General features: G+C 67.0%; 10 protein-coding genes. 8 read left to right on the top strand and 2 right to left on the bottom strand.

Translation table 11 applies throughout. From position 1 onward, the window contains the following. The first annotated feature begins 134 nt into the window (after positions 1–134). From WJU27_RS15350 to ypfJ, 5 genes are all read left to right on the top strand, one after another. Positions 135–260 (top strand): hypothetical protein, encoded by a 126-nt coding sequence (locus WJU27_RS15350; RefSeq protein WP_341422631.1) that lies wholly within the window; start codon positions 135–137, stop codon positions 258–260. Next, positions 253–2,244: an acetyl/propionyl/methylcrotonyl-CoA carboxylase subunit alpha gene (locus WJU27_RS15345; RefSeq protein WP_341422630.1), complete on the top strand. Its 1,992-nt coding sequence runs from the start codon at positions 253–255 to the stop codon at positions 2,242–2,244. Before WJU27_RS15350 ends, WJU27_RS15345 begins: the two co-directional genes overlap by 8 nt. 148 nt (positions 2,245–2,392) lie before the next feature. Then, complete coding sequence (locus WJU27_RS15340; RefSeq protein WP_020163047.1) at positions 2,393–2,776, top strand: response regulator transcription factor; 384 nt, start codon at positions 2,393–2,395, stop codon at positions 2,774–2,776. 32 nt (positions 2,777–2,808) lie between these two features. After that, the gene (locus WJU27_RS15335) at positions 2,809–5,661 is read left to right on the top strand and encodes a CHASE domain-containing protein (protein ID WP_341422629.1); all 2,853 of its coding nucleotides are present in this window, start codon (positions 2,809–2,811) and stop codon (positions 5,659–5,661) included. Positions 5,662–5,698: 37 nt separating this feature from the next. Then, entirely contained in the window at positions 5,699–6,574 is an 876-nt protein-coding gene (ypfJ, locus tag WJU27_RS15330) for a KPN_02809 family neutral zinc metallopeptidase (protein WP_020163049.1), read from the top strand. Positions 6,575–6,670: 96 nt separating this feature from the next. On the opposite strand, the gene WJU27_RS15325 is transcribed toward ypfJ, so the two are convergent. Continuing rightward, a complete protein-coding gene (locus WJU27_RS15325) occupies positions 6,671–7,681 on the bottom strand; it encodes a zinc-dependent alcohol dehydrogenase family protein (protein WP_020163050.1) in 1,011 nt (336 codons plus the stop codon). A 144-nt stretch (positions 7,682–7,825) separates the two neighbouring features. Here WJU27_RS15325 and WJU27_RS15320 point away from each other — a divergent pair, with 144 nt between their 5' ends. Further along, positions 7,826–9,016, top strand: a complete 1,191-nt coding sequence (locus WJU27_RS15320) for a TIGR03790 family protein (protein WP_341422628.1) — start codon at positions 7,826–7,828, stop codon at positions 9,014–9,016. Here WJU27_RS15320 and waaA read toward each other — a convergent pair. After that, complete coding sequence (gene waaA / locus WJU27_RS15315; RefSeq protein WP_341422627.1) at positions 9,013–10,287, bottom strand: lipid IV(A) 3-deoxy-D-manno-octulosonic acid transferase; 1,275 nt, start codon at positions 10,285–10,287, stop codon at positions 9,013–9,015. The two genes, WJU27_RS15320 and waaA, sit on opposite strands and share 4 nt — an antisense overlap. Positions 10,288–10,468: 181 nt before the next feature. Between waaA and WJU27_RS15310 the strand changes: the two genes are divergently transcribed. Then, entirely contained in the window at positions 10,469–11,521 is a 1,053-nt protein-coding gene (locus WJU27_RS15310) for an N-acetylneuraminate synthase family protein (protein ID WP_341422626.1), read from the top strand. A 19-nt stretch (positions 11,522–11,540) separates the two neighbouring features. Beyond that, positions 11,541–12,671 (top strand): UDP-N-acetylglucosamine 2-epimerase, encoded by a 1,131-nt coding sequence (gene neuC / locus WJU27_RS15305; protein ID WP_341422625.1) that lies wholly within the window; start codon positions 11,541–11,543, stop codon positions 12,669–12,671. Positions 12,672–12,678: the final 7 nt, after the last annotated feature.

Genomic DNA, 12,678 nt, shown 5'->3' with positions numbered 1-12,678 from the left:
GCAGCGGAGACTTCCCATGTTTGAAAAGATCCTGATCGCGAACCGCGGCGACTCGCAGCGCGGTCGCGCTGCGATCCCTACTTCCCGCCTCACACGTGCAGCGTGTGGCAGCGATCTCGCAGCGGAGACTTCCCATGTTTGAAAAGATCCTGATCGCGAACCGCGGCGACTCGCAGCGCGGTCGCGCTGCGATCCTTACTTCCCGCTTCACACGCGCAGCGTGTGAGGGCGACCTCGCCGCGGAGACCCGCCATGTTTGAAAAGATCCTGATCGCAAACCGCGGCGAGATCGCCTGTCGCGTCATCCGCACCGCGCGCCGCATGGGCATCGCCACCGTCGCGGTGTACTCCGAGGCGGACGCCAACGCGCTGCACGTCGAACTGGCGGACGAAGCCGTCTGCATCGGCCCGGCGCCGGCGCGCGAGTCCTATCTCGTCGCCGACAAGATCATCGCCGCCTGCAAGGCGACCGGCGCGCAGGCCGTGCATCCGGGCTACGGCTTCCTGTCGGAGAACGAATCGTTCTGCGAGGCGCTGGAGCGCGAAGGCATCGTGTTCATCGGTCCGAAGACGCACGCCATCGCCGCGATGGGCGACAAGATCGCATCGAAGAAGCTGGCCAAGGAAGCCGGCGTGAACACCATTCCTGGCTGGAACGATCCGATCGAAAGCCCGGAGCGTGCGGTCGAGATTGCGCGCGGCATCGGCTACCCGGTCATGATCAAGGCCAGCGCCGGCGGCGGCGGCAAGGGCCTGCGCGTGGCGTTCAATGACGCCGAGGCGCACGAAGGCTTCGCCTCCTGCGTAAACGAAGCGAAGAACGCCTTCAACGACGATCGCGTGTTCATCGAAAAATTCGTCGAGGAGCCGCGCCACATCGAAATCCAGGTGCTGGGCGACGCCTTCGGCAAGGTGGTCTACCTGAACGAGCGCGAGTGCTCGATCCAGCGCCGCCACCAGAAGGTGATCGAGGAGGCGCCGTCGCCCTTCATCAACGCCGAAACCCGGCGCGCGATGGGCGAGCAGGCGGTGAAGCTGGCGAAGGCGGTGCAGTACCAGTCGGCCGGCACGGTCGAGTTCGTGGTCGGCCGCGACAAGTCCTTCTACTTCCTCGAAATGAATACGCGGCTGCAGGTCGAGCATCCGGTGACCGAACTGATCACCGGCCTCGACCTGGTCGAACAGATGATCCGCGTCGCCGCCGGCGAGCCGCTCACCTTCGATCAGGCCGACGTGAAGCTGGATGGCTGGGCGATGGAAGCGCGCATCTGCGCCGAAGACCCGGCGCGCGGTTTCCTGCCCTCGGTCGGACGTCTGGTCAAGTACCGGCCACCTGCGCAGACCGATGCCGTGCGGGTCGACACCGGCGTCTATGAAGGCGGCGAAGTGTCGATGCACTACGACTCGATGATCGCCAAGCTGATCTGCCACGGCCGTACCCGCGACGAAGCGATCGCCCGGCTGCGCGATGCGCTGGACGACTTCGTCATCCGCGGTCCGAATCACAACATCGCTTTCGTGTCGTCGGTGTTGGGCCACGAGCGCTTCGCCGCCGGCCGCTTCACCACCGCCTTCATCGCCGAGGAGTACCCGCAGGGCTTTGATCCCGCGGCTGCCGAGTTCGAGGACGCGCCGCTGCTGCTGGCGGTGGCGGCCAGCGTGCACCAGCGTTACAACGAGCGCGCATCGCGCATCGTCGGCCAGATGCCGGGCCACGAGTTCCGCATCAAGCCGGAAGCGGTGGTGCGCCTGCGTGGCGTTGCCCACTTCGTCCAGCTGGATGTCGACGGCGACGACCACGTGGTCAGCATCGATGGCAAGCCGCATCGCCTGGTTGCCGACTGGAAGGTGTCGGATCCGGTCTATCGCGGCGAACTCGACGGCAAGACCTTCGCCGTGCAGGTCGAGCGCATCGGCCTGTGCTACCGGCTGCAGCATCGCGGCGTGCGCGTCGATGCCGAGGTGATGAGCCAGCGTGCGGCGGAACTGCTGGCGCGCATGCCGGTAAAGGCCGCGCCCGACATGTCGCGCTTCCTGCTGTCACCGATGCCTGGTCTGCTGCGCGAGGTCAGCGTGAAGCCGGGACAGGCGGTCAAGGCCGGCGAGCGGCTGGCGGTGATCGAGGCGATGAAGATGGAGAACATCCTGCGTGCCGAGCGCGACGGCGTGGTCGAGAAGGTGTCGGCCGGAGCGGGCGAGAGCCTTGCCGTCGATCAGGTCATCCTGGTGTTCGCGGCGGGTTGAGTGCGTTGTGCGGGCCGGCCCCGCACGCGACTCAAGCAATTTCGTGTTCACGTCGTTAAGCTGTCCGGATTCCTCTCCGGCGAGCTTGCAATGAACGTGTCCCCTGTCCGCAGTGCCACCTCAGTCCGCATACGGGGAGCGTACTGACATGGGGGCCCGCATCGCGGTGATCGAGGATCAGCCGGAAATCCGCCAGCTCATCCGCATGACCCTGGAGTTCGGCGATTTCGAACTGAGCGAGGCCGAAAACGCCGACATCGGCTGGAGCAAGATCCAGCAGCACACGCCTGATCTGGTGCTGCTCGACGTGATGATGCCGGGCTCGATGGACGGGCTGGAAATGTGCCGGCGTCTGCGCGCGCAGCCGGCGACGGCGCAGGTGCCGGTCATCCTGCTGACCGCGCGCGGCCAGCAGCGGGACATCGAGGCCGGCCGTGAGGCGGGGGCCGACACCTATCTGACCAAGCCATTCAGCCCGATGGAACTGCTCGACCGGATCGCTGCGCTGCTCGGAGGCTCGTCGGCGCGATGAAGGGTGACGGGCCGCAGGCCCGGAGCGCGACGATGGCAACGACCGACGCCAGCCTGCGCCACCGGCTGAACATTCCCGACTGGCTGGCCTGGCTGGCGCTGTCGCTCGGCCTGCTGGTGACCGCCGCGGTGAGTACGCTGCTGTGGGACCGTCTGAACGCCGCCACCGCGCAGCGCTTCGACAGCGAGGTCGACAAGGTGGTCGCCCAGCTGCGCCGGCGCATGGTCGCGCACGAGGAGATTCTGCGCGGCGCGGCCGGCCTGGTCCGCGCGAGCCGCGAGGTCACGCGCGACGAATGGCACGATTACGTCGACGAACTGAATCTGGAGCGCAACTACCCGGGCATCCTCGGCGTCGGCCTGACGGTGCGTGTGCCCGCGGCCGACAAGGCGGCACATGAGGCGGCGATCCGCCGGCAGATGCCCGATTACGCGATCAAGCCCGACACGCCGCGCGCCGAGTACCACAGCATCCTCTTCCTCGCGCCGTTGAACGAGCGCAACCGCAGGGCGATCGGCTTCGACATGAATTCGGAGCCGATACGGTCGGCGGCGATGAGCCGCGCGCGGGACATCGGTGACGTCGCGCTGTCGGGGCGCGTCGTGCTGGTGCAGGAGGGCAAGGACGGTGTGCAGCCGGGCTTCCTGCTGTACTACCCGGTGTATGCGCGCGGCGTCGCAGTCGATACGGTCGAGGCCCGCCGGCGCGCGCTGATCGGCTACGCCTACAGCCCCTATCGCGCGCACGATCTGTTCGGCAGTGCGCTGCGTGGCTACGCAGACCACGTGGTCGTCGCCATCCACGATGGCCGCAGCCTGGACGCGGCGACGCTGCTCTACAGCAATGCAGTCGATGGCCAGAAGCTGTCCGGTCTGGAGGACGTGCGCGAGATCGAGGTCGCTGGCCATGCATGGACGGTGCGCACGCGTGCGCCGGCCGGTTTCGGCTCCGACCATCTGGTGCTGTGGCTGGTGCCGCTGATGGGCATCGCGCTGAGCGCGGTACTTTTCCATCTGCTGCGACTGCTGGCCGAGACGGCGCGGGCGCACCGCAGCGCACGGGCGACAGCGCGCGAACTGGCGCTCAGCGAGACGCGGCTGTCGGCGGTGCTCGACACCGCTGCCGACGGCATCGTCACGACCGACGAGGGCGGCATGGTGCTGACCATGAACCGCTCGGCGGCGGACATGTTCGACCGCCGGGCGGATGAGGTGATCGGCCTGCCGCTGTCTCGCCTGCTGCCGCAATTCGACGCGGACTGGTTCGCCGCCGGGCTGCATGATGCGCAGTCGCTTACGCGCCTGGCGCGACACGAGGACAGCACCGGGTTGCGCGCGGGCGTGCGTCAGTTTCCGGTGACCGTATCGGCCAGCCGCTTCGTGCACGAGGGGCGCGTCGTGCACACGCTGCTGCTGCGCGACGTGAGCGAGCAGGTGGCCGCGCAGACGCGCATGCGGCTGCACGACAGGGCGCTGGCGTCGTCGAGCGAAGCGGTGCTGATCCGCGATGTCCAGCGCACCGGTCTGCCGGTCGTCTATGTGAACGCGGCGTTCGAGCGGCTGACCGGACGCAGTGCACAGGAGGTGATCGGCCGCCCGTTCTCCTACACCGCCGACGGCGACGCGGCGGATCGTGTCGGCGATGAGATGCGTTGGGCCGTCGCCCACGCCAAGCCCTTCAGCACCACGGTCGATGTGCGGCGCGCCGACGGACGCACCCTGTGGGTGGCGCTGTCGTCCTCGCCGGTGCGCGACAACGACGGTGCGGTGACGCACTACGTCGATGTGTTCGACGACATTACGGAGCGGGTCGAGTTCGAACAGAAGCTGATCCGCCGTACCAATCGCCTGCACACGGTTTTCTCACTGTCGCCCGACGGCTTCGTCACCTTCGATGCAGACGGCATCCTCACCAATGTGAACCCGGCATTCGTGCGCATGACGCATATGGCGCAGAGCGAACTGCTGGGGCTGGACGCGCAGACCTTCGATCGGCGCATGGCCGGGCTGTCGGACCCGGCGCACCCGTGGCCGGAGCTCGCGCTCGACGGTTCGAGCGAGGAGGCGCAGCGGCTGTGGCTGCTGCGCCCGGAGCGCCGCGTGCTCGAGCGCAGTGCGCGCGTGGCACCGCAGGGGCGCTCGGAAACGGTGCTCTACTTCCGCGACATCACGCAGCAGTTCGAAGTCGACCGGATGAAGAGCGAGTTCCTGAGCACGGCGGCACACGAACTGCGTACGCCGCTGTCGTCCATCTTCGGCTTTGCCGAACTGCTGCTGAACCGCGAATACGACGAAGCGGCGCGCCGGCGTATGCACGGCATCATCCACCGGCAGTCGCGCGTGCTGGTGAACCTGATCAACGACCTGCTCGACCTCGCGCGCATCGAGGCGCGCGCCGGGCAGGATTTCCGCTACGAGGACCTGCCGGTCAAGATGCTCATCAACGCGACGCTGGAAGGCCTCGCGATGCCGGGCGACACGCACCGCGTATCGCTGGACATGCCACAGTCGATGCCGCGCATCCGCGTCGACCACGAGAAGATGGTGCGCGCGCTGAGCAACATCATCACCAACGCCTTCAAGTACTCCCCGGGCGGCGGCGAAGTCAGGCTGTCGGTGACCGAAGTGACGCGCAACTCGCGACTGATGGCGGGCATCCACGTCAGCGATCAGGGTATCGGCATGACGCCGGAACAGCAGGCGCGCATCTTCGAGCGCTTCTACCGGGCCGACCCCTCGGGCAACATTCCGGGCACCGGTCTGGGCATGTCGCTGGTCAAGGAGATCATGGACCTGCATGGCGGCGAGATCGAAATCGTCAGCGTCCCCGGCGAGGGCACGACGGTCACGCTGTGGCTGCCGGTGATGGATACCGCCACCACCTGATCCGCCTATCATGTGCGTCTGCGAGGAGGGGGCGAGCATGCGACTGGACGACGGACGGGAAAGCGAGAACATCGAGGACAGGCGGGGCGCCCGCGGCGGCCTGCCGGGCGGCGGGCGCAGCATAGGCATAGGCACCATCGTGCTGGCGCTGGTGGCGATGTATTTCGGCGTCGATCCGTCGGTGGTGCTCAATATGGGCAGTGGCCTGCCGGATGCGCAGCAGCAGGCACCGGTACAGCCGGGGGTGCAGTCGACCGGGCAGCCGGAACAGGATGGCCTGGCGCGCTTCACCTCGCGCGTGCTGGCCGACACCGAGGACACCTGGGGCGCACTGTTCCGCGCCGGCGGCGGCGAGTACCGCGAGCCGCGGCTGGTGCTCTACACCGGCGGCACGCAGACCGGCTGCGGCGTCGGACAGGCGGCGATGGGGCCTTTCTACTGTCCGGCCGACGAACGCGTCTATCTCGATCTGGGTTTTTACGACGACCTGCAGCGCCGCTTCGGCGCGCCCGGCGATTTCGCCCAGGCCTACGTGATCGCGCACGAAGTCGGGCACCACGTGCAGCACCAGCTGGGCATCGCCGAAAAGGTGCAGCGCGCGAAACAGCGTGCAGGCGAGCGCGAGGCCAACCTGCTGCAGGTCCGGATGGAACTGCAGGCCGACTGCTTCGCCGGCATCTGGGCGCACCACGCCAACCGCTCGCGCAGCATACTGGAGCAGGGCGACGTCGAAGAGGCGCTGCGCGCCGCCACCGCCATCGGTGACGACACGCTGCAGAAGCAGGCGCAGGGTTACGTGGTGCCGGAAAGCTTCACCCACGGCAGTGCCGAACAGCGCATGCGCTGGTTCCGCCGCGGACTGGAACAGGGCGAGATGGCGGCCTGCGACACCTTCTCGGCGAAGGTGCTGTGAGAGGGGCTGGGGTAGAGGGGCTAGGGATCAGGGGCTGGGGACTGGGGGGCAGGAACCCTCGGTGCGCGCCGGACTCCGCCCCTAGCCCCTAGCCCCTCAGCCTATCCTCACCACCACCTTGCCGACGTGGGCCTGGCTCTGCTGGTGTGCGAGTGCTGCGCGCGCTTCTTCGAAACCAAACACGCGGTCGATGACCGGGTGGATCTTGTGCAGCGAAATCACCTTGTTCATGGATTCGAACATTTCGCGCGAACCGACGAACACGCCGCGCACGGTCGAGGTGGTGAACAGCAGTGGCAGTGGGTTGATTTCGCCGCCGGTCAGCACGCCGATCAGGTGCGCCTGGCCGTTCTGGCCGAGTGAGGCAATCGAGCGCTGCAGCGTGCCCGGGCCGCCGACTTCGACCACGTGGTCGACGCCTGCGCCACCGGTGGCATTGCGCACTTCCTGATCCCACTCCGGGTGGCTGCGGTAATTGATCAGCGTGGTCGCGCCCAGCGACTTTGCCTTTTCCAGCTTGGCGTCGCTCGACGAGGTGGCGATCACCTCGGCACCGGCCGCCTTTGCCAGCTGCAGCGCGAACATCGACACGCCGCCGGTGCCCAGCACCAGCACGCGTTCGCCGGCACGCAGCGGGGCCGGGCCTTCGAACAGCGCGTTCCACGCGGTCAGCGCGGCGCAGGGCAGCGTCGCCGCCTCCTCGAAGCTCAGGTGCGCCGGTTTGGCGACCAGCGATTCCTGTGGGAACAGGCGGTACTCGGTGAGTACGCCGGGCGCGGTGCCGCCCAGGGTCTTGCCGAAGTAAGCCGGCTGCAGTCGACCGGATATCCATGTTTCGAAGAAGGTGCCGATCACGTGGTCGCCGGCGGCAAAGCGGTCGACGCCCGCGCCGATCTCGACCACCTCGCCGGCGCCGTCGGACAGCGGGATCAGATCCTTCGAATCGACGCCGGGATACAGGCCCTGCAGGATGAACAGATCGCGATAGTTCAGCGACGCTGCGCGCATCTTGACCAGCACCTGGCCCGGACCGGGACGCGGGACTTCAGCGTCGATCATCGTCAGGCTGTCTGCATTGCACTGCTCACGATAGGCTTGATAACGCATTCGAGTGAACCTCCGTTGGATAGTGTCGTGGGCGCAGGGCTGGATCTGCGCCCGGATGGTGCCATGCCCGCGCGCGGACAGGTGTCTCGCAGGCGCTTGCCTATATAGACTGTCGGCCTGATCGAAATGCGCTGCGGACGCCACATGCCGAAACTCACTGTCTATCTTCGCTGCCTGCTGCTGGCCCTGCTGCTTCCGCTCGCCGACGTCGCGCGAGCACTGGGCCCGGGCGAGCTGGCGGTCATCGTCAATGTGTCCGATCCGGCCAGCGTCGATGCCGGCACCTATTACCGCATCCGCCGCGGCATACCGGAGGCGAATCTGATCGAGGTGCGTCTGCCGCACGACCGTGCGGCACTGACACGCGCCGAATTCGAAGCGCTGCAGGCGGAAGTCGAGCAGAAGCTGCCGTCCGGCATCCAGGCGTTTGCGCTGGCGTGGACCAAGCCATGGCGCGCCGGTTGCATGAGCATCACCTCCGCTTTCGCTTTCGGCTACGACGAACGCTTCTGCTCAGCCAGCTGCGGACCGACACAGACCAGCCGGATGTTCAATGGCGGCCGCGCCATGAGCGAGGACATGCCGATGCCGAGACCGGCCATGCTGCTGGCCGGCGAAACGGTCGAGCAGGTACGACAGCTGATCGACCGCGGCATCGCATCGGACTACAGCTATCCGAAGGGCAGCGTCTACCTGGTCCGCACCGAGGATTCCGCGCGCAACGTACGCGCCGGCATGTTCGACGAGATCGTGCAGCAGGTGCGCGGCCTGCACTTCGAGACGCCGACCGCCGCCGAGGCGGGCGGGCGGCGTGACGTGATCGGCTATTTCACCGGTGCGGTCAGGGTGCCCGCGATCGACTCGCTCACCTTCCTGCCCGGCGCGCCGGCCGACCATCTGACCTCCTTCGGCGGCCAGCTGACCGGCAACCAGACGCAGATGAGCGCACTGGAGTGGCTGCGTGCCGGCGCCACCGGGAGCTACGGCACCGTGGTCGAACCGTGCAATCACCTCGGCAAGTTCCCGCACCCGGGCATCCTGATGACCTTCTACGCCGAGGGCGAAACGCTGATCGAAGCCTACTGGAAGAGCGTAGCCTGGCCCGGCGAAGGCGTGTTCGTCGGCGAACCGCTGGCGCGGCCCTTCGGTATGCGCACGACGCGCGACGACAAGGGCTGGTGGCTGGAAAGCCATTCGGCCGCCGGGCGCCGCGCGGTGGTCGAAGTGGCGCCGAGCGTGGTCGGGCCGTATCGCCTGGCCGGCACCGTGCAGATTCCGGCCGGACACGGGAGGCAGCGGCTGAAGGTGGAGGCGGGGGCGGTGAGGGTGCGTTAGCGCTCACTTGTGGCCGTCAGCCGGGCCTGGATAAGCGGCTCGATCAGGGCCAGCGTGCGCGCGGTCGCTCCGCGATGCGACTGCGCGAAGGCAATGCCAGCCTCGGCCATTGCAGCCTGCCGGGCCGGACTGGCCAGCAGTGCAGCAGTCTGTCCGGCCGCGTCGCCGACGTCCCTCGCGCGCTGCGCCGCCCCGGCCGCGATCGAATCGGACGCCGCCTGCGCGAAGTTGAAGGTGTGTGGCCCGACGATGACGGGGCAGCCGCTGGCACAGGCCTCGATCAGGTTCTGTCCGCCCAGCGGCAGCCAGCTGCCGCCGATAAGCGCGAGGTTGGCCAGCGCGTACCAGGCTGCCATCTCGCCCATCGAGTCGCCCAGCCAGACCCGGATGGAGGTTTCCGGCAGGATGTCTGCGCTACGCCGGATCATCGGCAGTCCGTTGCGTGTGACGAGCGCAGCCACCTCATCGAAGCGCTGCGGGTGGCGCGGCACCAGCGCGATCAGTGCTTCTGGCGGCAGTGCCGCATGCAGCGCCGGCAGCAGCAGTGCTTCCTCACCGTCGCGTGTGCTGGCCAGCAGGACAACCGGCCGGCCACCCAGCTTGGCACGCCAGCCGAGCCCCAGGGCACGCAGTGCCTCGGGCAGTGCGACGTCGAACTTCAGGTTGCCGCAGACGACGGCGCTGTCCGCGCCGAGTGCCTGCAGCCGCATGGCATCGGCGGCGGTCTGTGCGGCAACCACGGCCAGAGTGTTCAGCATCGGCCGGGTCAACGCCGGTATCCGGCCATAACCGCGTGCCGAACGCTCGGACAGTCGTGCGTTGATCAGCGCGACCGGGACGCCGGCACGAGCGCATTCAGCCAGCAGGTTGGGCCAGAGTTCCGTTTCTATCAGGAGGCCTACCGCTGGTCGCAGATGCCTGAGCAGGCTGCGCTGAGCCCAAGGCAGATCCCACGGAAGCCAGATCGTGTCCACTTCGCTCCCGTAGAGTTCGCGCGCGGTGGCTCGCCCAGTCGCGGTGTTCTGCGTGAGCACGATGCGGACGTCAGGGAAATGCTGACGGAGGGCGGCGATCAGCGGCTGTGCGGCGCGCGTCTCGCCCACGGATACGGCGTGGATCCAGAGGGTGGTCCTGAGTGGTCCCGGCGCGAAGAGTCCCAGCCGCTGGGGCAGGTCTTCGAGGCTGCCAGCGCCGGAGCGGCTGCGCCAGAACAAGCGCGCCAGAGCGCACGGCAAGGCGATGATCCAGATCAGTGTGTAGATCAGGCGCATGAGTGTGTGATGGCTGGGATGGGGTCGCTACGTCGAGGCAAGGCGCCGAAACCGTGGCTAAGCGGGCGGTTGCCCGGGTACAATCGAGCGTTTTCTCGGGCTGTTCCGGGGCGCGCCCGAATAGTGCCGTAATCCGGCGCGGATTGGGCTGTTCCCAGGAAAGGTGAGATCCAGATCATCCATGGCAGAGCAAAGTAAAATCCCGATCGGTTCGCGCTTGGTCGGGCCCGGTGAGCCCAGCTTCATCGTCGCCGAAGTTGCTCAGGCGCACGACGGCAGCCTCGGGACCGCTCACGCGTACATCGACGCCGCGGCCCGCGCAGGTGCCGACGCCGTCAAGTTCCAGACGCACATCGCGCACGCCGAGTCTTCGCCGGAAGAGCGTTTTCGGGTCAATACCTTTCCGCAGGACGCCACTCGCTACGCCTACTGGCAGCGCATGGAATTCACGCGCGAACAGTGGGCAGGACTTGCCGACCACGCGCGCGAGCGTGGTCTGGTGTTTCTGTCCACACCGTTCTCGCTCGAGGCAGTCGAGCTTCTGGAGCGGCTCGACATGCCGGCCTGGAAGATCGGGTCCGGCGATACGGCCAACTTCCCCCTGATCCAGCGCGTGTCCGCGACTGTGCGCCCTGTTCTTCTCTCGAGCGGAATGTCTTCTTGGACCGAGCTCGATGAGGCGGTGGCGTGGGTCCGGGGCCACGGCGCGCCGCTGGCCGTGTTCCAGTGCACTACCGCTTACCCCTGTCCGCCGGAACAGACAGGCCTTAATGTGCTGGCCGAATTGCGCGAGCGCTACGGCGTGCCGGTCGGGCTGTCGGACCATTCGGGAACCATCTATCCCTCTGTGGCCGCTACAACCCTGGGGGCCAATCTGATCGAGGTTCATCTCGTGCTGTCGCGCGAGTGCTTCGGACCGGACGTCGCGTCGTCGGTCACGACCACCGAACTGGCTTCGCTGGTACAGGGCGTGCGCTTCGTCGAGAAGGCTTTGCGTTCGCCCGTGTCCAAGGATGAGGTCGCGGCCGACAAGGCCGCGTTGCGCGAACTGTTTGGCCGCAGCCTTGTGCTGCGCGAGGGGCTGCCGGCCGGCCACGTCCTGCGGACCTCAGATTTCGCGTTCAGAAAGCCGGGCACCGGAATTCCTGCGCGGCGTCTGGATGAAATGGTCGGGCGTCGCCTCCGGCACGCCTGCGCTGCCGATGCATTCCTGAAGGAAGATGATGTCGAGTAAGCTCCCGCGCCGGATATGCGTGGTCCTTGTCGATCGTGCCAACTACGGCCGGATGCACCCGGTCATGCGCAGTATCGAGCAGGACCCGGATCTCGAACTGCTCACCGTGTGTGCCGGCACCATGTTGCTGGAACGTTTCGGTCAGGCTGAACGCATTGTCGAGGCGGACGGGTTCCGCGTCGACAGCCGCATCTACCTGGAAGTCGAGGGGTCGGTGCCGGTCACCATGGCCAAGGGCATCGGTCTGGGGATCATCGAGTTCAGTTCCGAATTCCATCGGCTGCGGCCCGACGTGGTGCTGCTGATCGGCGATCGCTACGAGGCGCTTGCGGCCGCCATTGCCGCGGCCTACATGAACCTTCCTATCGCGCACATCCAGGGTGGCGAGGTGTCAGGTTCGATCGACGAAAGTGCGCGCCACGCCATCACCAAGTTCGCGCACCTGCATTTTCCGTCGACTGAAAGGTCGGCCGAGTTCATCCGGCGCATGGGCGAGCGGCCGGACATGGTTTTCAACGTCGGCTGCCCCTCGGGCGACTACATCCGGGCACTCGACCTCAGTCTGCCCAAGAATCTGTTCGAGCGCATCGGCGTCGGCGGCGGCATCGACCCTGATCAGCCCTTCCTGCTGGTGATCTATCACCCGGTGACAACGCGCTTCGGCGAGGCCCGCCGGCAGGCGGAGCAGCTGCTGGAGGCCCTGCATCAGCTGCAGACGCCGACCGTCTGGATATGGCCCAACATCGATGCAGGAGCTGATGACATTTCGAAAGCGCTGCGTGTCTACCGTGAGCATCACGACGCCCGCTGGCTGCATCTGGTGAAGAATCTCGATCCGGTCACCTTCCAGAAGTGTCTCAAGGTGACCGCCTGCGCCATTGGCAACTCGTCCAGCTTCGTGCGTGACAGCACGTTTTCCGGTACCCCGGTCGTACTCGTCGGTGATCGCCAGGCGGGGCGCGAGCACGGGGACAATCTGGTCAGCGTGCCGGCCGAGACCGCGCGCATCGTCGAGGCTGCGCGCGCCCAGCTGGCGCGCGGGCGGCATGAACCGAGCCTGCTTTATGGTGACGGACGCGCAAGCGAACGCATCGTCGAGCAGCTCAAGCGCTTCGAGCCCTATCCACAGAAACTGCTGAGTTACCTCTGATTCACGC

It is taken from the genome of Methyloversatilis sp. NSM2, assembly GCF_038066675.1.
Classification (GTDB): domain Bacteria; phylum Pseudomonadota; class Gammaproteobacteria; order Burkholderiales; family Rhodocyclaceae; genus Methyloversatilis; species Methyloversatilis discipulorum_A.
The sequence above is the reverse complement of the archived record's forward strand: the minus strand, read 5'-3'. Positions and strand labels throughout refer to the sequence as shown.